The 21,285-nt window shown below is 62.3% G+C and carries 15 protein-coding genes; 12 read left to right on the plus strand and 3 right to left on the minus strand.

What is annotated here, in order from left to right:
• Positions 1 to 50: 50 nt before the first annotated feature.
• Together EK373_RS24170 and EK373_RS24175 are read right to left on the minus strand one after the other, a co-directional pair.
• Positions 51 to 2,639 carry a TonB-dependent receptor plug domain-containing protein gene (locus EK373_RS24170; protein ID WP_129646767.1) on the minus strand — a complete coding sequence of 863 codons (2,589 nt, stop codon included), beginning with the start codon at positions 2,637 to 2,639 and terminating at the stop codon, positions 51 to 53.
• Between the two features lie 361 nt (positions 2,640 to 3,000).
• On the minus strand, positions 3,001 to 3,948 hold the full coding sequence (locus tag EK373_RS24175; RefSeq protein WP_129646769.1) for a LysR family transcriptional regulator: 948 nt from the start codon (positions 3,946 to 3,948) through the stop codon (positions 3,001 to 3,003).
• Between the two features lie 138 nt (positions 3,949 to 4,086).
• Here EK373_RS24175 and EK373_RS24180 point away from each other — a divergent pair, with 138 nt between their 5' ends.
• The 7 genes from EK373_RS24180 to tkt are packed head-to-tail and all read left to right on the plus strand — an operon-like array spanning position 4,087 to position 11,700.
• Entirely contained in the window at positions 4,087 to 5,556 is a 1,470-nt protein-coding gene (locus tag EK373_RS24180) for a form I ribulose bisphosphate carboxylase large subunit (protein WP_129646771.1), read from the plus strand.
• A 20-nt stretch (positions 5,557 to 5,576) separates the two neighbouring features.
• Positions 5,577 to 5,993, plus strand: a complete 417-nt coding sequence (locus tag EK373_RS24185; protein WP_129646773.1) for a ribulose bisphosphate carboxylase small subunit — start codon at positions 5,577 to 5,579, stop codon at positions 5,991 to 5,993.
• A gap of 2 nt (positions 5,994 to 5,995) precedes the next feature.
• Entirely contained in the window at positions 5,996 to 6,919 is a 924-nt protein-coding gene (cbbX, locus tag EK373_RS24190; protein WP_129646775.1) for a CbbX protein, read from the plus strand.
• The gene (locus tag EK373_RS24195; protein ID WP_129646777.1) at positions 6,916 to 7,989 is read left to right on the plus strand and encodes a class 1 fructose-bisphosphatase; all 1,074 of its coding nucleotides are present in this window, start codon (positions 6,916 to 6,918) and stop codon (positions 7,987 to 7,989) included. Before cbbX ends, EK373_RS24195 begins: the two co-directional genes overlap by 4 nt.
• A gap of 9 nt (positions 7,990 to 7,998) precedes the next feature.
• Positions 7,999 to 8,928: a phosphoribulokinase gene (locus tag EK373_RS24200; protein WP_129646779.1), complete on the plus strand. Its 930-nt coding sequence runs from the start codon at positions 7,999 to 8,001 to the stop codon at positions 8,926 to 8,928.
• Positions 8,929 to 8,935: 7 nt separating this feature from the next.
• Entirely contained in the window at positions 8,936 to 9,649 is a 714-nt protein-coding gene (gph, locus tag EK373_RS24205; RefSeq protein ID WP_129646781.1) for a phosphoglycolate phosphatase, read from the plus strand.
• Positions 9,646 to 11,700, plus strand: coding sequence for a transketolase (gene tkt / locus EK373_RS24210; RefSeq protein WP_129646783.1), 2,055 nt, complete (start codon positions 9,646 to 9,648; stop codon positions 11,698 to 11,700). The genes gph and tkt overlap by 4 nt, the downstream gene beginning before the upstream one ends.
• A gap of 17 nt (positions 11,701 to 11,717) precedes the next feature.
• On the opposite strand, the gene EK373_RS24215 is transcribed toward tkt, so the two are convergent.
• Positions 11,718 to 13,994 carry a TonB-dependent receptor gene (locus EK373_RS24215; protein ID WP_198683605.1) on the minus strand — a complete coding sequence of 759 codons (2,277 nt, stop codon included), beginning with the start codon at positions 13,992 to 13,994 and terminating at the stop codon, positions 11,718 to 11,720.
• Between the two features lie 173 nt (positions 13,995 to 14,167).
• On the opposite strand from EK373_RS24215, the gene EK373_RS24220 reads away from it, so the two are divergent.
• From EK373_RS24220 to EK373_RS24240, 5 genes are all read left to right on the plus strand, one after another.
• Complete coding sequence (locus EK373_RS24220) at positions 14,168 to 14,695, plus strand: Lrp/AsnC family transcriptional regulator (protein ID WP_129646787.1); 528 nt, start codon at positions 14,168 to 14,170, stop codon at positions 14,693 to 14,695.
• A gap of 77 nt (positions 14,696 to 14,772) precedes the next feature.
• Positions 14,773 to 15,792, plus strand: a complete 1,020-nt coding sequence (locus tag EK373_RS24225) for a DUF1611 domain-containing protein (protein WP_129646789.1) — start codon at positions 14,773 to 14,775, stop codon at positions 15,790 to 15,792.
• 22 nt (positions 15,793 to 15,814) lie between these two features.
• Entirely contained in the window at positions 15,815 to 17,158 is a 1,344-nt protein-coding gene (locus EK373_RS24230; RefSeq protein ID WP_129646791.1) for an APC family permease, read from the plus strand.
• Positions 17,155 to 18,873, plus strand: coding sequence for a serine hydrolase domain-containing protein (locus EK373_RS24235; protein WP_157994514.1), 1,719 nt, complete (start codon positions 17,155 to 17,157; stop codon positions 18,871 to 18,873). Before EK373_RS24230 ends, EK373_RS24235 begins: the two co-directional genes overlap by 4 nt.
• Positions 18,874 to 18,886: 13 nt before the next feature.
• Positions 18,887 to 21,253 (plus strand): penicillin acylase family protein, encoded by a 2,367-nt coding sequence (locus tag EK373_RS24240; protein WP_129646795.1) that lies wholly within the window; start codon positions 18,887 to 18,889, stop codon positions 21,251 to 21,253.
• Positions 21,254 to 21,285 lie beyond the last annotated feature (32 nt).

The following is a 21,285-nucleotide window of genomic DNA, read 5'->3' on the forward strand; positions in this document are numbered from 1 at the left end:
CAGACGCGGCGTGCCGAGGCACGCCGCCCCAGTTCTTTACTCAGCGCGATTCAGAAATCGATGTTGAGTCGCGCGTACCAGAAGCCGCCGTTGAAGCCCATCGGCGAGCCGGTGGGATAGATGGCGCCGCTGTTGAGCTCGGGATTGGGGAATTGATCGGGCATGTTGTCGAAAATGTCTTGTGCGCCCACGGTGAGCCGGTAGCCGTCGGTGATGCGGTAGCTCACTTCCATGTCCACCAGCAGTTCGCCGCCGTACTTGCCATCGAATTCGCCGCTGGCGTCCGCGCCGATATCCAGCGCGACGATGTACGAGTCGTAATAGCTGGTGCGAGCCATGAAGCTCCAAGGCCCCATGGCGTGAGAGCCGGTGAGGATCGCGCGATAGCCCGGCAGCTGATCTTCCAGTTGTATCTTGCGGGTCGCGTCGGCCAAGGCGGTGATCTCCTTTAGTTGGGTCTCGGTCCAGTTGAGCGCCAGGATCAGGCTCGACTGACCGCCGGCGAACTCGAAAGGCAAGGTCGCGACCAGGTCAATGCCCTGCGTTTCGGTCTCGAAGTCGTTGGTGAAGAATTGAAACGCCGTCAGCGTCGACGCGCCCGGCACGCCGCTCGCGCTCAACTGATTCAGGATGGCGAGTTGGTCCGGATCGGTGCGGTCGATGTCGATCAGGCTGCTCAGGGCGATGCGGTCCTCCAGCGTGATGTTGAAATAGTCGAGCGTGACGCCGAGCGGACCCAGATCGAACGTCGTGCCAAGGGTCCAGTTGAAGGACTCCTCGGGCTTGAGCGGCGCGGCGGAGAATTCGCCGTCGGAAGCGATACTGGCCAACGCGCTGGCGATCGGATTGGTCGGCGGCAGCACACCGGTTTCAGTCAATTGGCCGTTCACCATCTGCGTAATCGTGCGGACGATGTTTGCTTGTCCCGGCGTGGGAGCGCGAAAGCCGGTGCTGACGGTCGAGCGCACCGCGAACGTATCTGTGAGCTCGTAACGCGCCGCCACTTTGAAATTCGTCGTCGTGCCGAAGTCGTCGAAATCTTCCCAGCGCACCGCCGTCCCGAAGATCAGCTTATCGGTGACATCAGCCTCGAGGTCGAGATAGAGCGCGATGTTTTCGCGCGCGAACACACCTTCGGACTGCGGACCATAGCCGCTGAAGCCGTTCGAGCCGGAGCTGAAGCCTTGGGCTGCCAGCGGGCCGATCTGGTACGACTCGAGCTGACCGCGCTCAACTTCGAATTGCTCCTCGCGCCATTCGAAGCCAAAGGCGACGTTGAGTGGCGAAGCCAGCGCAGAGATCGCCAGCGGGTAGGCCAGATCGACGTTGAAATTGGTGTCGGTCTGATGATTCACGCCGGGCCTGAAACTAGTCGGTGTGTTCGGGCCGAGCGAGGCGTTGACCGTGTTGTAGATGAGGAACTCGACCTCGCTGCCGCCATATGCCGCGCTCACGTCATAACGCAGGCCATTGGCAAAATTGCCGCGCACGCCGGCGACCGCCGACTGATCGATGATCTTGCCGCCGAACCGTGGCGTGAACCCGCCCGGGAACATCTCGTTGAACACGAAACATTCCGAATCCAACGTGCCGCCGGACGAGATCGATGCAAGGGCGGCTGGATCGGGCGCGTTGTCGGTAATCGCAACGATTGGGCAGGAGATGGCGTTGCCCGGATTCAGATCCGCGACCAGCAGGGATTCGCCGCCATCGTTGGAATACACCGCGGCGCGGTTGTTTGGATTGCGATAGAAAAAGCCGCCGTCGACCTCGCGTGTTGCGTAGTTGCCGAAGAAATAGCCTTCCAGGTTTGCCGTGAACTCATAGCCGGTGTTGGCGAAGAATTTCATGGAGTCCTTGATCCGTGGCTGACCCCACACTTGCGCTGGAGTCAGGACCGCGGCATTGCCCGCGTCGATCAGCGCCTGGGCATCGGCGCGTTGGGCGCTGCGCGATGTGGGATCCGAATCGCTGAACTCGAAGCTGAGGTTGGCGAAGCCGGTCGCGCCGAGCGGCAAGCCCATGTTCGCCGCCAGCTGTGATGTGGCTCCGTCGCCTGCGAAGTACTGCCCATATCGGGCTTCGAATGCGGCGCCTTCGACCGAGTCTTTGAGTTGAAAGTTGATAACGCCGGCGATCGCATCCGAACCGTACTGAGCGGCCGCGCCATCACGTAGCACCTGCACTGCCTTCAGCGCGATCGTTGGGATGGGGCCGACGTCCGGCCCCTGTGCGCCATCGGAAATGCCGTCGCCGAGGAATGTGATCACTCCGCCGCGATGCCGGCGTTTGCCGTTGACCAGCACGAGCGTGTTGTCGGGTGGCAAGCCGCGCAAGTTTGCCGGCCTCACCAGCGTCGATTCGTCGTTGATGGGCTGTTGTGCGACGTTGTAGGAGGGCACCAGGCTGCGCAGCATGTTGTCCATGTCCGGAGCGCCGACGCTCTCGAACTGGCCCGCGGAAATCACATCGACAGGAGCGACTGTGTCCACGGCATTGGCGCGGCGGGAGCCAACCACTGTGACTTCTTCGACGCTCTCGCCGGCCGGCGCGGCCGGTGCGGGTTGTGATATCGAGGCGCCAGCGGTCCCCAGCGCGCCGAGAATGGCCAGTCGTAACGAAACCGAGTGCTTGTCCATGGTCGTCTCCCGTGTGTTTGTATGTTCTGCATTCAAACCACGAAAACGCCGGCATCGTGCCGACACGACAGGCCACTCCGCACTGAGGCGGCCTACCGCAGCATTGGATCGATCAGGATCTCAAACGCCGTAATCTCCCTTGGTTGTCGGTTCAGCATCGAATGGCTGGTTGTTGCAACAAGCTGGCCAACCTGCAGAGCGGCCGCTTGCAGGCAACGGCACAGCAGCAATATTCGTTTGTTCTATCTTTAGTTGGATGAAATGTTTGTTGCTGATGGCGTGCGTGCGGGCAGGCGGGGACGCTGCCCCGGGACGGTGCTTGTATACGAGCAGGGCACCGCGAATGCGCGCCGCACTAACGCTAGGCGGATGCGGCCCGCAGAATAGATCTGCTTTCTTCGGCGGTCTTGTGAATGATGGCCGCGCCTCTTTCGAGCAGGAAGCTGCGGAACGCGACCGCAATCGGGGACAGGCGCTTGTCCCGCATATGGATCACGAACCAGTCGCGGATCAGCGGCAGTCCGGTCACGTTCAGCATGGTCAGCTTGCCGGCGGCGAGCTCCAGGCCGACGGTGTGGATGGAGATGAAGCCGATGCCCATGCCGGCCATGACGGCTTGCTTGATGGTTTCGTTGCTGCTCACTTCCATGAAAGCGCGGATCGGCACGCCACGCTGTGCGAACACATGCTCCATCGACGCGCGCGTTCCGGAGCCTTCCTCGCGGATGATGAAACTCTCGCTGCCCAATCGTTCCAACGGAATGCGGCGCTTGCCCGCGAGCGGATGATTGGGTGAAGCGATGACGACCAGTGGATGTTTCGCAAACGGCTCGGCGATGGTGATGAGCTCGCGAGGTGGCCGGCCCATGATGACCAGGTCCGTCTCGTTCGCCGCGAGCTGCTGGATGATCTCTTCACGATTGCCCACCGTGAAATGAATCGTGACTTCCGGATACGCGGGTGCGAAGGCGGAGAGCAGCGATGGCGCGAAATATTTTGCTGTGCTCACAGCGCCGAGTTTCAGCACGCCGCGTTTCAAACCGCGCATCGCGGCGAGCGATTCGCCTGCCTCACGCAGCAGCTCGGTGACTTGCGAGGCATAACGCAACAACTCATCGCCGGCTGCCGTGAGATGAATCTGCCGTCCGACGTGCTCGAGCAAGGGCAGGCCCACCTCGATTTCGAGCAGCTTGATCTGTTGTGAAATCGCGGGCTGCGTGAGGTGCAGCTCACGCGCAGCTTTGGTGAAAGAGCGGTAGCGCGCCACTGCCGCGAACACCCGCATCTGCCTCAAGGTGATGTTCCGCATGGTGACTCCAGCCTCGGGTCCCGTTAACTACATAAGAGCTTCTTATCCTGCGGTCAACTATTTCGAATTGGACCTAATAGGCTCGGTCCGGCCACATTGTGCCCCACAGGTTGGCGGCATCAACGAGGCACGATGGCCATGAAAAGAATCGGGGATCGCACTGCATCGAATCCGGCAGCCGAGCGCTACCGCGCAGGCGTGTTGAAGTATGCGCAGATGGGTTACTGGGACAGCGGCTATCGGCCCAAGGAAACCGATGTGCTGGCGCTGTTCCGAATCACGCCACAGGAGGGGGTCGAGCCGAGCGAAGCTGCCGCCGCCGTCGCCGGTGAGTCGTCAACAGCTACCTGGACGGTGGTTTGGACCGATCGGCTCACTGCCTGCGATCGCTATCGCGCCAAGGCTTACAAGGTCGAGCCAGTGCCCACGTCGCCGGGGCAGTACTTCGCGTATATCGCCTACGACCTGGACTTGTTCGAGCCGGGCTCGGTCGCGAATCTCACTGCATCCATCATCGGCAACGTGTTCGGCTTCAAGCCGCTCAAGGCGCTACGCCTCGAAGACATGCGTCTGCCGGCGGCCTATGTGAAGACATTCTCCGGTCCCGCCACGGGCACCATCGTCGAGCGCGAACGACTCGATAAGTTCGGCCGGCCGCTGCTCGGCGCAACCGTGAAGCCCAAGCTTGGTCTGTCCGGCAAGAACTACGGGCGCGTGGTGTACGAGGCGCTGCAAGGCGGCCTCGATTTCACCAAGGACGACGAGAACATCAACTCGCAGCCGTTCATGCACTGGCGCGATCGTTTCCTCAATTGCATGGAAGCGGTGAATCGTGCGCAGGCCGCTAGCGGCGAAGTGAAGGGCCACTACCTCAACGTTACTGCCGCGACCATGGAAGACATGTACGAGCGCGCCGAGTTCGCGAAGCAATTGGGCTCGGTGATCGTGATGATCGACCTCGTGATCGGCTACACGGCCATTCAATCGATGGCGCGGTGGGCGCGCAAGAACGACATGATCTTGCACTTGCATCGCGCCGGTCACAGCACGTACACGCGCCAGAAGAATCACGGCATTTCATTCCGTGTCATCTCCAAGTGGATGCGGCTTGCCGGGGTGGATCATCTGCACGCGGGCACCATCGTCGGCAAGCTCGAAGGCGATCCGAACACGGTGCAAGGTTTCTATAACGTCCTGCGCGAGCCGCTCAACCCGCAGGATCTTCAGCGCGGCATCTTCTTCGAGCAGGACTGGGCAGGACTGCCGGGTGTCATGCCGGTTGCGTCGGGGGGCATTCACGCCGGGCAGATGCATCAGCTGCTGACCTATCTCGGCGACGACACAGTGCTTCAGTTCGGCGGCGGAACGATCGGGCATCCGATGGGCATCGCCGCTGGCGCCACTGCGAATCGGGTCGCGCTCGAAGCGGTGGTGCTGGCGCGAAACGAAGGTCGTGACATCTGGCGCGAAGGACCGGCGATTCTCGCCGACGCCGCCAAGCACTGCACGCCGCTGCGAGCAGCACTCGATACATGGGGCGAGGTCACGTTCGACTATGCGAGCACCGACACGCCTGATTTTGTTCCGACGCCGACCGCGGCCGCCTGAACTCATCCGAGAGCACAGCCATGCGACTTACTCAAGGCACCTTCTCCTTTCTGCCCGATCTCACCGACCTGCAGATCAGCTCGCAGATCGAATACTGCCTGCAACGTGGCTGGGCCGTGTCGGTTGAGCACACCGAAGATCCGCATCCGCGCAATACCTACTGGGAGATGTATGGAAACCCCATGTTCGACCTGAAGGACGCGGCCGGGATCATGCGGGAAGTGGATGAATGCCGGCGTACGTTTCCCAATCGATACATCAAGGTCAATGCCTTCGATTCGACCCGAGGTGTCGAGTCGCTGCGACTGTCGTTCATCGTCGCGCGACCGCAGGAGGAGCCTGGCTTCGAGTTGCTGCGCGAAGAAGGGCCCGGCCGCGAAGTGCGCTACTCGATGCGCTCATATGCGACGCGAAGGCCGGAAGGGCATCGGTACTAGCAATGAGTTCTGTGCCTAAAACCGCAGACGACTTCAACCTCGAAGCCGCGTTCCGCGATTCTCACGTCGCCGACGTGCTCGATCAACTCGACAGCGAGCTGGTCGGCCTCGCGCCGGTAAAGACTCGCATTCGCGACATCTGTGCACTGCTGCTCGTCGATACCGTCCGTCGACAAGCAGGCCTCAGCACGGAAGCCCTGTCTCTGCACATGAGCTTCACCGGCAACCCCGGCACGGGCAAGACCACCGTCGCGCTGCGCATGGCCGAAATCCTGTATCGACTCGGCTATGTGCGCAAAGGCCACATGGTCGCAGTGACTCGCGACGATCTCGTCGGCCAATACATCGGCCACACCGCGCCGAAAACCCGCGAAGTGCTCAAGCGCGCGATGGGCGGGGTGCTGTTCATCGATGAGGCTTACTACTTGTATCGCCCGGAGAACGAGCGCGACTACGGTCAGGAGGCCATCGAGATCCTGTTGCAGGAAATGGAAAACCATCGCGACGACCTGGTCGTGATCCTGGCCGGTTACGAGGACCGCATGGACCGCTTCTTTCGTAGCAACCCTGGCATGTCATCGCGCATCGCGCATCACATCGCATTCCCGGACTACACCGCCGCGGAATTGCTGGCCATCGCGGACCTGATGCTCGATCAGATGCAGTACCAGCTGAGCGCCGATGCCCGGACCGCGTTGGAAGAATACATCGAGCGCCGCCAGGCGCTACCGCACTTCGCGAATGCCAGATCCATTCGCAATGCGCTGGACCGCGCACGTTTACGACAAGCCAGCCGCTTGTTCGCCAAGCGCGCCGCGTCGCTTGCGAGGAACGATCTCATGACGATCGAGGCGGCCGACATCAAGGCCAGCCGTGTGTTCGCCGAGACCCCACCTACAGCACGACAGGGAGAATTGCACTCATGACGACGCTCGCGCCCAGAACGTTGACCCGATTCCTGATCGAGGAACAGCGCCGTCACGAAAATGCGACGGGCAACTTCACCGCGCTGGTGAACGACGTGCGACTCGCGTGCAAGCGCATCGCGACGCTCATCGGCAAGGGGGCGCTGTCCGGCGCTTACGGCGACGCCGGTGTGGTCAATGTCCAGCGCGAGGTGCAGAAGAAGCTCGATGTGCTCACCAACGACATCTTCCTTCGCACCAACGAGTGGGGCGGCCAGCTGGCGGGCATGGTGTCCGAAGAAATGGAAAAGCCATACTCGATTCCGGCGGAGTTTCCCACCGGCAAATATTTACTGTTGTTCGACCCCCTGGACGGCTCCTCGAACGTGGACGTGAACGTCGCCGTCGGCAGCATCTTCTCCGTGCTGCGCTGTCCTGACGGTGTCACGGACCCGTCCGAGGAGCATTTTTTACAGCCAGGGACCGAACAGGTGTGCGCCGGCTACGCGATCTACGGACCTTCCACCATGCTGGTGTTGAGCACCGGCCGCGGCGTACACGGTTTCACGCTCGACCGTGAGATCGGCGAGTTCATGTTGACCCATCCGGATCTGCGTATTCCGGAAACCACGTCGGAGTTTGCCATCAATGCCTCGAATTCACGTTACTGGGAATCTCCCATCACGCGCTACGTGCGCGAGTGTCAAGAAGGCGCCTCGGGCCCGCGCGGTCGCGATTTCAACATGCGTTGGGTTGCCGCCGTGGTCGCTGAGGCTCATCGCATTCTCATGCGCGGCGGCGTTTATATGTATCCGCGCGATCGCAGGGACCTGACCAAGCCCGGCCGCTTGCGTCTGTTGTACGAGGCGAATCCGCTCGGCTTCCTCATCGAGCAGGCGGGCGGACGCGCCAGCACGGGCCGCGAGCCGGTGCTGACCGTCAAACCCGAAAGCTTGCACCAACGCATCGGCTTCATCTTCGGTGCGCGTGCGGAGGTAGAGCGCATCGAGCGCTATCACCGCGAATGCAACGATTTCGAGTTCAAGGCGCCGTTGTTCGGCACTCGCAGCGTGCTCAGAAGTCCCGCGTAGGGAGCAGCCATGTCAGCCACTCATCCCATCATCGCAGTCACGGGCTCATCTGGAGCCGGCACGACATCGGTTTCGCGGACCTTCGAGCAGATCTTTCGGCGCGAAGCGATCACAGCGGCGTTCATCGAAGGCGACAGCTTTCATCGCTACGACCGCGCAGGCATGAAGCAGCAGATGGCCGATGCGATCGCTCGCGGCGATCAGTACTTCAGCCACTTCGGTCCGGACGCGAACTTGTTCGCGGAGCTCGACGGCTTGTTCAGAGGCTATGGCGACTGCGGGCAGGGGCGTCGCCGCAAGTATCTGCACGACGATCAGGAGGCGGCGCCGTATGCACAGAAGCCGGGCACGTTCACCGAATGGGAAGACCTGCCCGATTCGACCGACTTGCTGTTCTACGAGGGGCTGCACGGTGCGGCCGCTCATGAGGACGTGCAGATCTGGAAGCACGTGGACTTGCTGATCGGCGTCGTGCCGGTCATCAATCTCGAATGGATTCAGAAGTTGCACCGTGACCGGTCCACGCGCGGCTATTCGACGGAGGCGGTCGCCGACACGATCCTGCGGCGGATGCACGACTACGTCCACTACATCTGTCCGCAGTTCTCACGGACGCACATCAATTTTCAGCGCGTCCCGATGGTCGATACGTCCGATCCATTCATCGCGCGTTTCATCCCGACGCCGGAGGAATCGTTCCTGGTGATCCGCTTTGCGAATCCGCAGGGCATCGACTTTCCCTATCTGCTGGCCATGCTGCACGACTCGTTCATGACGCGCTCGAACACCATCGTGTGTCCGGGCGGCAAGATGGACCTGGCGCTGCAGCTCATCTTCACACCGATGATTCTGCGACTGATCGAGCGCCGCAAGGAGTCGCTGGCGCGCAGGTCGCCGCGTTCAGCTCACTTGCTGTTGGAGCCAGCCCTTTCGAGATGAGGTAACCATGCCGAAGCTCATCGATTGCGTCGCGGCCGTGTCATTCGATCTGGATGGCACGATCATCGACACCGCTCCGGATCTGGGCGCGGCGGCCAACATGATGCTGATCATGCTGGGCGGCCGGCCGCTGCCTGACGACTGCGTCCCGGGCCTCATCGGCGCAGGCATCGATGAGTTCGTCAAGCGGGTGCTGACACAAAGCGGCGTGACACCGGATGCACGTTTGCAGGAAACATCGACGACGTTGTTTCGCGAACTGTACGGGCAACGCGTGTTTCGACTCAGCCGTATCTATTCCGGCGTCATGATGGCCCTGCACACGCTGCGGGCGGCCGGGCTCACGTTGTCTTGCGTGACCAACAAAGAGCGCAAGTTCGCGCAGCCGTTGCTGGAGATCGCCGGCATCAGCGGATTCTTCACGTCCGTGCTGTGCCCCGAGCGGCCCGAGGATCGAAAGCCGAGCCCGTCACTGCTGTACTCGGCTTGTCGTCAAGCTGAGGTCGAGCCCATCGACCTGCTGTTGGTAGGAGACTCGCGTGCTGACATCGAGGCAGCCCACGCCGCCGGGTGTCGTGTCGTCGCTGTGGACTATGGCTATCACCGCGGGCAACCGCTGGAGGAGCTGCGCCCCGACGCCATTGTGAGCAACCTAAAAGAGATCATGGAACTGAGTGTGCGTCCTCGGAGCGGGACTCGAGCCTTGAGGGCCATACCATGAGCGCCGAGTTGGACGTGCGAAGGCCGAAGCCTCGTAACGTGGGGCTGCGGCAGGACGGCGTCAATGTGCTTCGTGCGCTGGCGATGGATGCCGTGCAGAAAGCAAACTCCGGCCACCCGGGCATGCCGATGGGCATGGCGGAGATTGCCGAGGTGCTGTGGCAACGTCATCTGCGTCACAACCCCGCCAATCCGGAGTGGTTCAACCGTGATCGGTTCGTGCTCTCGAATGGGCATGGCTCGATGCTGCTCTATGCGCTGTTGCACCTGACCGGTTACGACCTGCCGCTGCAACAGCTGCAGCGCTTCCGTCAGCTGCATTCGAGAACCCCGGGGCATCCCGAGTACGGCATCACGCCGGGCGTCGAAACAACGACCGGGCCGCTCGGGCAGGGCCTCACCAATGCCGTGGGCATGGCGATTGCCGAGAAAGTGCTCGCGGCGCAGTTCAATCGACCCGGCTTTGAGGTCATCGATCATCACACCTATGTGTTTCTCGGCGATGGCTGCCTGATGGAAGGCATCTCGCACGAGGCCTGTTCGCTGGCGGGTACGCTGGGGCTGGGCAAGCTCATCGCGTTCTATGACGACAACGGCATCTCCATCGATGGCCACGTTTCGGGCTGGTTCACCGACGACACTCCGCGGCGATTTGCCAGCTATGGCTGGCACGTCGTGCCGCATGTCGATGGCCACGATAGCGACGCCATCGACAACGCCATCCGTGCCGCGAAGTCGGTGGCCGACAAGCCGTCGCTGATCTGTTGCAAGACTGTTATCGCCAAGGGATCGCCGAACAAGGCGGGCACTCACGATGCGCACGGTGCGCCACTCGGCGAGCAAGAGATCACCGCGGCTCGCGAGGCTCTGGGCTGGAGCTATGCGCCGTTCGAGGTCCCCGCTCATATATATGAGATGTGGGATGCACGGCAGGCGGGATCGATCTACGAGGGCGCCTGGCGGCAGACGCTGGCGTCGTATGCCACGGCCCATCCGCAGTTGGGCCGGGAGCTCGAGCGGCGCATGCAAGGCGAGCTGCCCGAAGGGCTTGCGGAGAATATTCGCAGGCTGATGGCGCGCACTCATGCGAAGGCGGCATCGGTGGCTACACGCAAGGCGTCGCAGGAAGCGATCGAAGGCATCGCGCCGTTCCTGCCGGAGCTGATTGGCGGTTCCGCCGATCTGGCGAGCTCGAATCTCACGTTGTGGTCCGGGTCGCGCGCCGTGACCAGCGCGAGCGGCGGCAACTACATCTACTATGGCGTGCGCGAGTTCGGCATGGCCGCGATCATGAATGGACTGGCCTTGCACGGCGGATTCATTCCCTACGGAGGCACCTTCCTGACGTTCTCGGATTACTGCCGTAACGCGCTTCGCATGGCTGCGCTGATGCAGATCCGTTCGATCTTTGTGTTCACGCACGATTCGATCGGTCTGGGCGAGGATGGCCCGACGCATCAGCCCATCGAACATGTCGCGACGCTGCGGTTGATTCCGAACATGGATGTCTGGCGGCCGTGCGACACGTTGGAGACGATCGTTGCGTGGGCGGCGGCCATCGATCGGGAGAGCGGGCCAACGAGTCTGGTGCTCAGTCGACAGAATGTTCCGTATCAAAACCGCGATCCGGACGCGATGGCAAACGTCTGTCGTGGCGGCTACGTGCTGGCCGAGCCGGAAGTCGAGCCGCGCGCCATCATCATTGCGACTGGTTCGGAAGTGGCGCTCGCCATCGAGGCGAAGAAGCTGCTGGAAGGTGAGGGCGTACCAGTTCGAGTCGTATCCATGCCTTCGACCAACGTGTTCGATCGCCAGGACGCGGACTATCGCCAGCAAGTACTGCCATTCGAGTTGCCGTGCGTCGCCGTCGAAGCCGGCGTGCCGGACATCTGGCGCAAATATGTCGGTCGCCGCGGCGTCGTGCTCGGCATCGATCGGTTTGGCGAGTCGGCGCCCGCCAAAGATCTGCTGCGGTATTTCGAGTTCGTGCCTGAGCGCGTCGTCGCGGCCGTCAAATCGCTGCTCGCAGTGAAAGCGAGTGACGGCGGCTGACCGTCACTCGCACTTGCTCATTGGAATCCGTAGCGCAACTCGACGCCGACTTCTCGCGGACGAATCAGCGTCTCCCTGGCGCCGAGCGACGGTTGGCCCGTATCGATGACGCCGCGTTCGTCCGCGAGATTGCGGCCGAACAGCTCGATCGACAGGTCCTGCCGCTGGAAGGCGATGCGCAGGTTCGCCGTATTGAACGATTCCTGGGTGAGCACCTCGTCCACGCCAAACTTCAAGCGCAGCTCACCGACGTAAACGTAATCCGCACGCACGTATCCGGACCATTCCGGCCCCATGACGAAGCTGTACTGCGCGCCGGCGCTGCCGTTCTTTTCAGGTGCGTCCGGCAGGCGCTCGCCTTTGGAGTAGATCGTGCCCGGCTCGACGCGCTCGAACTCCGCCTGGGTGTAGGAGGCCGCAAAATTGAAGCGCCATGCATCGCTGGCTTGCGCCACCATCTCCAGTTCCACGCCGTCGTTGGTCACATCGCCGGCATTCGCCAGCACGCTGAAGCCGCAGGGGAGCGACACGCCGAGTTGGACGCCTTCCCAGTCCTGTCGGTACACCGCTGCATTGAGGCCAAGGCGACCGTCCGCGAACTGCGATTTCACGCCCAGCTCGTAATTCCACAGCGTATCCGGATCGGTGAACGCACCTGCGCCTACCGCGTCGGCCGCCGCCTGACAGGCGTCGGGCAGACGCTGATTCACCACGCCGCTGCGAAAGCCGCGACCGGCCTGCAAATAGAGCGTCAGGTCCTCGGCGGGCTCGTAACGCAGATAAGCCGACGGGTTGAACTCGCTCGATGAGCCTTCTTGATCGGGCGCGCCAGGCTGCGCGCCGCCGATCAGAAAGCCATCCGACGGCGGCGTGAGACTGGTCAGATCGTCTTCGAGATAGCGCGCCCCGACACCGACGGTCCACTGCGACGCGAAGGTGTAACTGACTTGGGCGAACGCGGCGCGCTGCTCTTCTTCGGAGAAGCGGGCCATCGGTGCGTCCGCGGCGAAGTCCTGGCCGGCCAGCACCTCGGACAAACAGGTGGGGCACGAGTAGTCCGGCACGAACTGTGAGAAGTCCGCGGTCTGTTTCAAATAGAACAAACCGGCTAGCCATTGAAACGGACCCTCACCGAGCGACTGCACTCGCAGCTCCTGCGTGAACAGCTTGCCCACGCTGCGATCTCGCAGCGGCCAGGGGATGGGCGCGCCGAAGTTGCCTTCGGCGAGATAAGTGATGTCCTGGTTGGTGAAGCGCGTCATCTTCGACCAGTTGCTGGCCGAGGTGAGCGACACGGCGTCCCAATCGTACCTGGCGACGATGGTATTGATCTCGAGTCGCTCGCCGGCGCCGCCTTCCTCGAAGTAATCCAGCGCGCGGCTCTGCTCGTACTCACCGAAATCCGGCATGGTGAACGGCTCGCTGTTGAGCGTGACGTCCTGCGTGGCGTGCGTCAGATCGATCTTCAGAGCATCCGTAACTTGCCAGCCGAGCGCGGCGCGAACGCCCCAGGTGTCTTCGGAATTGATGTCTTTGCGTGTGAACGCCGGGACCGCCGGCGTGATCAGCAAGCCGTCGGGCAGCCCCAGCGCAGCACCGTAGTCGACGGACGGCTGGCCGGCGAACTTGTTGTCGATGTAACCGGCGATCTCGTCTTGATAGCCGACCACTCGCAATGCCAGGCGGTCGGTGATCAATGGAATGTTGACGGTGCCCTCGACGTGGTAGCTCGCATCGCTGGAGTGTGCGGTCGTGAAGCCACGTGCGCCGACGTGGGCTTCGAAGCCCGATGCGTCGGGCGCGGCAGGCAGGATCCGAACCACACCGGCCAGCGCGCTGGCGCCGAACAGCGTTCCTTGCGGGCCGCGCAAGACCTCTACTCGATCGATGTCGACCAATCGCAGGTTCGGCTTGCCGCCGAAGTTGGTCAGCACGCTGGTCACTGTCTCGCCGAAATAGGTCGCGGTGGTGGAGGGCAGGCCGCCTTCGCTGCCGCTGATGCCACGAATGCGAATCTGCGAGACGCCGGGTCCGCCGTCCTCGAAGAACACGCCCGGCACGGTGTTGAGATAGTCCGCGTAGTTGGTGAAGCCGCGCGTCTGGATGTCTTCGGCAGTGATCGCCGAGATGGCCACCGGCACGTCCTGCAGCTTCTCCTCACGCTTGGTCGCGGTGACGATGATTTCCTGCAGAACCTGCGTGTCGCGCGGAGTATCTGCGGCGCTAGCCGGAACTGCCAAGGCGCAGGTCTGTAAAAAGGCAGCGGACAGGGCCGCTCGCGACAAGCCGTTCATGCGCATCTCATCCTCTTGCCTGGTTCTTCTAGTGTTGGAGGGACCGACACTACGAATATGCAGCCCGGCGTGCGTGAGTTGTGTTCGTTTTTGCGCAAGCCGGCGGAGGAATCGTTTGCTGGGAGCGACGCGGGCCATGCGGCATACTGCGTTCCATTACCGGGGAGTGAAGCATGGCGCAGAATTCATCGCGGCCCAGCCGCATCGATCGCATCGACTTGAGCATCCTGACGGCGCTGTTCAGTGAGGCGCGCATCAGCAAGGTGCAGATGAGCGAGGCCGTCGGGCTGTCCGCCAGTCGCTGCTACGAGCGGATGCGGCGCCTCGAGCAAGCGGAGATCATTCGCGGCTATCACGCCGACATCGACATCGCACGCCTCGCCAGTTGCCTGCAATTCCAGGTGCAGATCAAGCTGTTGAATTACACGAGCGCGCGCGCCAGGCAATTCGAAAAGACGCTGTTGAAGATCCCCGAGATCGTCTCCTGTCACGGCGTGCTCGGGCACGTGGATTACGTCATGACCGTCGTCGCGTCCACCGTCGAGCGCTACCAGGAAGTCATTGCCGAACTGCGCAACCAGAGCGAGAACGAGTTCGACTTCGTGACCTTCCCGATCTCCAAGGCGATCAAGTCGCACGGTCACAGCGACCTGAAGCAGATCGTCGGCCGGCTGACCCGCGAGGAACCGAGCGCGGGCTAGAGCAGAACCGAAGAATCGTCCGCGCAGCTTCCCTAAAACGAACACTACTGGCGCGAGCCGGACGGCATATTCCTGGCATGAGTATTCTCACCCTGCCGCAACCCTACCTCCTGTTCCTCGGCGATTCCGTCGATGAGCGTGACGCCAAGACCGCGATGGGGCTGCGCGATTGGGCCGGCGACCGGTGCGTCGGCGAATTTGCGTTGGCTACAGCCACGATCACTACCGGCCTTCCTAGACTCACGCCAGCCGCCGCGCGCGCTCGAGGCGCTCAATCGTTGGTTATCGGCGTGGCGCCCGCTGGCGGCATCGTCCAGCCGAATTGGGTTCCGGCGTTGCTCGAAGCGCTCAGGGCAGGACTGGATCTGGTCAGCGGCATGCACACCAGACTCGAAGATGTGCCAGTGCTTCGCTCGGCTGCGCTAGAACTGGGCCGACGCCTCATCGATGTGCGCAAACCGCGGCAGACGTTTCCCGTCGGTACGGGCCGGCGACGCAGCGGCAGACGGCTGCTTACCGTCGGGACGGATTGCGCGCTTGGAAAGAAATACACCGCATTGGCGCTGGCGCGTGCGTTCAATGAACGCGATGTACCCGCAACGTTTCGCGCGACCGGTCAGACCGGGATCATGATCTCGGGCTCGGGCGTCGCGATCGATTCGGTCGTTGCCGATTTCATCGCGGGCGCCGCCGAAGAGCTCACCCCGGACGCAGCGGCCGATCACTGGGATGTGGTTGAAGGGCAGGGATCGTTGTTTCATCCGGCGTATTCCGGCGTCTCGCTCGGGTTGCTGCACGGGACGCAGCCGGACGTAATCGTGATGTGTCATGAGGCCGGTCGCGAATCGGTGCATGGCCTGCCCGATTTCGAGTTGCCCAGTCTGAAGGAAGCGATTGAGGTGACGCTTACACTCGCTCGCCGCACCAATCCCGGCGTTCGCTGCGGCGGCGTGAGCCTGAACACCGTGACGCTGTCGGAAGAAGCAGCGAATGCGCTGCTCGAACGACACAGCGCCGAGCTGGGCATGCCGTGTGCAGATCCGATTCGCGGCGGCCCTCGCTTCGACGAACTGGTGAGTGCGTGCTTGGGCGCTTGACCAACGCATCGCTGGCGGAGTCATGACACAGACCACGCTGCCGCGCCTGTTGGGATTCCGCGATCTGGTCCTGCTGACGCTGGGATCCGTGATCGGCTCGGGAATCTTCATCGTGCCGGCCAGCGTGCTGCAATCGACGGGCGGGCAATTGGGACCGGCGCTACTGGTCTGGCTGGCCGGCGGCGTGCTCTCGGTGCTCGGTGCACTGACTTATGCCGAGCTCGCGGCGATCAAGCCAGATGCGGGCGGAATCTACGTTTACATTCGCGACGCGTACGGCAGTTTCATCGCTTTCCTCTACGGCTGGGCGCTGTTCTTCGTGATTTCCAGCGCGACCATTGCGACGCTCGCGGTCGCATTTGCGGGCTACCTCAGTCAGTTCATGCCGCTCTCGACCTGGGGCGCTCGCGTCGTCGCGGTCGGCATGGTGGTGGTGCTGGCCGTCGTCAATGTCATTGGCACTCGCCAAAGCGCGAACCTGCAGAACTGGACGACGGCGATCAAAGTCGGCGCGATCCTGTTGATGAGCGCATTCATGCTCACGACCGGCGGTGGATTGTCGGAGGCCCGCTTATTCGCTTCGAGTGGCGAGTCTTCGTTGCTGCTGGGGATGGGCGCGGCGCTGATCGGTGTGATGTGGGCGTACGAAGGCTGGCACTGCATCACGTACTCGGCGGGTGAGGCGATCGATCCACAACGCACGGTCGGCAAAGCCATCATTATCGGCACGGCGACGCTGATCGGCATTTATCTGCTGGCGAATATCGCGTATGTCGCCGCGCTCGGTGCGGAGCGGAGTGCGCACTCCGAGCGAATCGCAGCGGAGGCGATCGAAGCCGTGCTCGGGCCGCAGGCAGGCAAGGCGCTGGCTCTCGTGATTCTCATCTCAATTTTCAGCGCGGCCAATGCAAGCGTTCTAACATCGACACGCGTGTACTTCGCCATGGCGCGCGACGGGATCTTCTTCGAGCGAATGGGCGAGGTTCATCCTCGTTGGCAGACGCCTGCGTTCGCAGTGACCGTAAGCTGTGCGTGGGCTGCCGTCATGGCGGCGTGCGGTGGCTTCGAGGAACTGCTGACGTACGTCGTCTTCGCGGGCTGGATTTTCTACGCGTTGGGCGCGGCCAGCATCTTCCATTATCGGCGCCGGCAAACGCAGGCACGGCCGGTGTTTCAAACGCCCGGCTATCCATGGACGCCGCTCGTGTTCGTGCTCGCTGCCGGCGTCCTGGTGTTGAACACCGTCGTCCTGCAACCGGGAAGGGCTTTGGTCGGCGTAGCACTGATCCTGCTCGGCGCGCCGGCGTTCTGGTTCTGGCGCAGGCAGCGTACCTCCCAGGAAAATCTAGGCCGGGTGAATCCGTGAATACATCGTTGATTCGCGCACTCCCTGCGTTTGCAGCGGCGGTGCTGACCGTTGGGGTTGCGTCGGCGTCATCCGAAGGCATCAGCGCGACCCAGGGACAACAGATCGATGCGCTGTTCGCACAGTATGCAGATCCGGCAAGGCCGGGTTGCGCTGTCGGCGTGATGCGCAATGGTCAGGTGGCTCATGCGAAGGGGTATGGGCTCGCGGATGTGGAGCGAGGCGTGCCCATCACGTCTGCGACCGTGTTCGATATCGGCTCGACGTCGAAGCAGTTCGCGGCGGCAGCTGCGATCTTGCTGGAGCTGGATGGCAAGCTGTCGCTGTCGGACGATGTGCGCAAGTACGTGCCGGAGCTGCCGGACTACGGCCGAGCGATCACGATCGATCATTTGCTGAGGCACACCAGCGGGCTGCGCGACTACACAGCGTTGTTGTCACTATCCGGCTTGGAAGTCGAGGAGGTGACGACGGATGAACAGGCGCTTGCCGTCATCGCGCGTCAGCGTGCGCTCAATTTCCCCACCGGCACGCGCTGGGAGTACTCGAACAGCGGTTTCTTTCTGCTGGCCGTCATCGTCGAACGGGTGAGTGGCAAGCCTCTAGGAGAGTTTGCTCGCGAGCGCATCTTTCAGCCGCTGGGCATGAAGAGCGCGCAGTTCCGCGACCAGCATGCCGAAGTCATCCCAGGTCGAGCGCTCGGTTATGCAGTCGATGGCGAGGCGCCGGAGGGAACGGTTCGTTTCAAGAATGCGCTGTCGAACTGGGAGCAGACCGGAGACGGCGCGCTGCACTTATCCATCGAAGACCTGGTGAAGTGGGATGAGAACTTCTACCAGCCGCGAGTGGGCGGCCAGTCGCTGATTGACCGTCTGACTCAGCGGGGCCAACTGGATAACGGCGAGAAGGTCGTTTATGGGCGCGGCCTGTTCCTAGACGAGTACCGCGGCCTGCCTCGTGTGCATCACGCCGGCAACTGGGTCGGATACAACGCGATGCTCGCGCGATTCCCCGAGCAGCACACCTCAGTGGCGGTCCTATGTAATTTCGAAGGTGCGGAGGCGTCGGATTTGTCGGAGAAGGTTGCCGATGTCGTTCTGGCCGATGTGTTGAAACCTGCTGTTGGCGCGCCGACGACGGCCGCCAAGAAGACGGCGGCCAAGCCTGTGCCGCCGCAACGTTTCGTTGGCAGCTATTTCGCGGCAAAGACCGAGACCATTCTGGAAGTGATCGAGCAGCAGGGTGCGCTGATTCTGAAAATTGGCGCGATGCCGCTGCCGCTCGTCGCCACCGGACCGGCGAGCTTTGAAGTGCAGGGCTATCCGGTGAAGGTGGCGTTCTCGATCACCGGCAAGCAGGCGGCGAACGAGCTGAGGCTCCGCATCGGTGACGACGATGAAATGCCGGCCACGCGTTTTACGGCGGCCGTGCCCAGCGCCGAAGAGCTGCAGGGTTACGTCGGCACGTTCCATAGCCCGGAGCTGGATGTGACCTGGCCGCTGGTGATCGACGAGGGGAAGCTTGCAGTCCGCGATGAGCGCCGCAAGTTCGAAACAAGGATTCAGCCGCTCGCACCGGCGATGAAGGATGCCTTCAGCGGCGAGGCAGGGTTGTTGCGCTTCTCACGCGACGCGTCGGGCAAGGTCACAGGCTTCGAGCTGAGTGCGTCGAGAATGCGTGGCATCCGTTTCGAGCTGCGCCCGACAAATCGATAAGTTCCCAAGACGAATGAACAGTCACCACATTTCGATTCTGGCCGTAGCATCGCTGGGCTTGTCGTTTGCCGGCCTGGCGTCGGCAGCGCCGCGCGCGGAGATCCGCACGACGTCCTATGGCGTGCCTCACGTGCTGGCCGATGACTTCGAAGGCGTCGGTTTCGGTCTGGGTTACGCGTTCGCTCAAACCGCCATCTGCGATGTCGCCGCGCGCTGGGTGACCGTGAATGCCTTGCGATCGCAGTATTTCGGCCCCGACGAGCCGAGCACGGATGCCTACCCGTCCGGGCCGGAGCCTTTCACCAATGTCCAAAGCGATTTCTTCTGGAAGAGTGTGCTGGACCGCGACCTCGTCGGTAAGGAATTGCGATCGAAGCCGCCGCTCGGGCCGACAACCGAAGTGAGGCAGCTCGTGCGTGGCTACGCCGCCGGCTACAACCATTACCTGGCGAAAACCGGCGTCAAGAATATTCCCGATGCACGTTGTCGCGGCGCTGAATGGGTTCGGCCCATCACCGAGCGAGATGTCTATTTGCGCGCCCTGCATTGGAGCTCGTTCCTCAGCTCCGGCGCGCTCATGCAGGACTATGTCAGAGCGGCGCCGCCCGCTGCGGGCGCCAGGAGCAAGAGTGTGCAGCCGAAGCCTGGCTCCAAGGACCTCGAGTCCAGTATCACCTCGCAACCTCAAGGTCCTGGCAGCAACATGATTGCCCTGGGCAAGGAAGCGACCGACAACGGCCGGGGCATGCTGTTCGCCAATCCGCATTGGGTGTGGCACGGGCCGGAGCGCTGGTTCGAGGCGCAGTTGACCGTGCCGGGCAAGTTGAATGTTTACGGCGGCGGCGTGCTCGGCGTGCCCGTCGTGCTGTTCGGTCACAACGAGAATGTGGCCTGGAGTCACACGCTGGCGACGCCACGACGGTTCACTGTGTATCAGCTTCGATTGGCGCCGGCTTCCGCTACCACCTATCTATATGACGGCAAGGCGAGAGCCATGACCCAGCGGACCGTGACCGTGGACGTTCGCGGCGCCGACGGCAAGCTCCAGAAGCGCAGCCACACGTTCTGGGAAACGCACTACGGCACCGTGCTGCAAAGTGCCGAGTTCGGCTGGACTGAAGACACGGCGTACGCGGTGCGCGATGTGGCGATGAACTTTCGCTGGTTGAATCAGCAGCTGGACATGAATCGCGCGCAGTCGGTCGAGCAGCTGGATGAAGCAGGGCGCAAGTATCTGGGCATCGGCTGGCTCAACACCATGGCTGCCGACTCCGCAGGCAACACGTACTACGCGGATCGAACGGCCGTGCCGCATGTTACGAACGCGCAACTCGACAAGTGCGTGAACTCAGACCTCGGGCGCCGCATGCTGGAGCGCCGGCAAATGGTCCTCGACGGGTCACGCTCGGAGTGCGAGTGGGGCAGCGATGCCGACGCGATTGTGCCGGGAACATTCGGAGTCGCCGCGCTGCCGAAGTTGATGCGCACTGACTATGTCACGAACTCGAACGACAGCTACTGGACCAACAATCCCCGCCAGCTACTGGAAGGCTATCCGTCGATCGTCGGCGATGAGCGTACAGCACGCTCGCTGCGCACCCGCAACGGCCTATTGAAGATCGAGCGCCGGCTGAAGGGCGAAGACGGTTATCCAGGGAAGCGTTTCACACTCGATCAGCTCGAAGCGATCACGATGGACAATCGCGTGCTCGCAGCCGAGCTCTGGCGCGACTCCCTGGTGTCGTTGTGTCGAAAGATGCCGGCGCGGGCCGGCTTGCCGGGAGCGTGCGATGTGCTCGAGCATTGGGATCAGACGGAGAATCTGGATAGTCCGGGCGCAGTGTTGTGGCGTCGATTCTTCGAGAATCTCGACTACAAGGCGCAAAAGGAAGTGTTCGCCGTCCCGTTCGATCCCGCGGATCCATTGAATACGCCAAAGGGCTTGAACAGCGACGACCCACGCGTCGCGAAGGCGCTCAACGCGGCAATTTCAGATTTGCTGGATTCCGGTGTGCCGCTCGACGCGACCTATCGCGACTATCAATATGAGACACGCGGCGACGTTCGTATTCCGATGCACGGTGGCCTGGCCGATGCCGGCCAATACAACTTCATGCACAACAAGACCGGCTGGGTGCCGGGCAAGGGCTGGCCGGAGATGTATCTGGGCTCGACCCTGATCCTGTGGATGCAGTTCACCGATCAAGGGCCGAGGGGGCGCTCGATCATGACCTATGCGCAGTCGGACAACCCGAGCTCGCCGTACTACCTCGATCAGGTGAAGCTGTATTCGGAAAAGAAATCCAAGCCCATTCTGTTCAGCGAGCGGGAGATACTCGCGGATCCGAACCTCGAGATCACGCGGGTTCGTGCGCCCTAGCCGTTAGGGCAGCGCAACGGCTGCTTTTGAAG

It is taken from the genome of Peristeroidobacter agariperforans (assembly GCF_004138335.1).
Classification (GTDB): Bacteria; Pseudomonadota; Gammaproteobacteria; order Steroidobacterales; family Steroidobacteraceae; genus Steroidobacter; species Steroidobacter agariperforans.

Bases quoted from the DNA above. Each gene is read 5' to 3' on its own strand.
- EK373_RS24220 (WP_129646787.1), top strand. From the start codon at position 14,168: ATGGCGCAGAATTCATCGCGGCCCAGCCGCATCGATCGCATCGACTTG.
- EK373_RS24230 (WP_129646791.1), top strand. From the start codon at position 15,815: ATGACACAGACCACGCTGCCGCGCCTGTTGGGATTCCGCGATCTGGTC.
- gph (WP_129646781.1), top strand. From the start codon at position 8,936: ATGCCGAAGCTCATCGATTGCGTCGCGGCCGTGTCATTCGATCTGGAT.
- EK373_RS24170 (WP_129646767.1), bottom strand. From the start codon at position 2,639: ATGGACAAGCACTCGGTTTCGTTACGACTGGCCATTCTCGGCGCGCTG.
- EK373_RS24180 (WP_129646771.1), top strand. From the start codon at position 4,087: ATGAAAAGAATCGGGGATCGCACTGCATCGAATCCGGCAGCCGAGCGC.
- EK373_RS24195 (WP_129646777.1), top strand. From the start codon at position 6,916: ATGACGACGCTCGCGCCCAGAACGTTGACCCGATTCCTGATCGAGGAA.
- EK373_RS24215 (WP_198683605.1), bottom strand. From the start codon at position 13,994: ATGAACGGCTTGTCGCGAGCGGCCCTGTCCGCTGCCTTTTTACAGACC.
- EK373_RS24175 (WP_129646769.1), bottom strand. From the start codon at position 3,948: ATGCGGAACATCACCTTGAGGCAGATGCGGGTGTTCGCGGCAGTGGCG.
- EK373_RS24240 (WP_129646795.1), top strand. From the start codon at position 18,887: ATGAACAGTCACCACATTTCGATTCTGGCCGTAGCATCGCTGGGCTTG.
- cbbX (WP_129646775.1), top strand. From the start codon at position 5,996: ATGAGTTCTGTGCCTAAAACCGCAGACGACTTCAACCTCGAAGCCGCG.
- tkt (WP_129646783.1), top strand. From the start codon at position 9,646: ATGAGCGCCGAGTTGGACGTGCGAAGGCCGAAGCCTCGTAACGTGGGG.
- EK373_RS24200 (WP_129646779.1), top strand. From the start codon at position 7,999: ATGTCAGCCACTCATCCCATCATCGCAGTCACGGGCTCATCTGGAGCC.
- EK373_RS24185 (WP_129646773.1), top strand. From the start codon at position 5,577: ATGCGACTTACTCAAGGCACCTTCTCCTTTCTGCCCGATCTCACCGAC.
- EK373_RS24225 (WP_129646789.1), top strand. From the start codon at position 14,773: ATGAGTATTCTCACCCTGCCGCAACCCTACCTCCTGTTCCTCGGCGAT.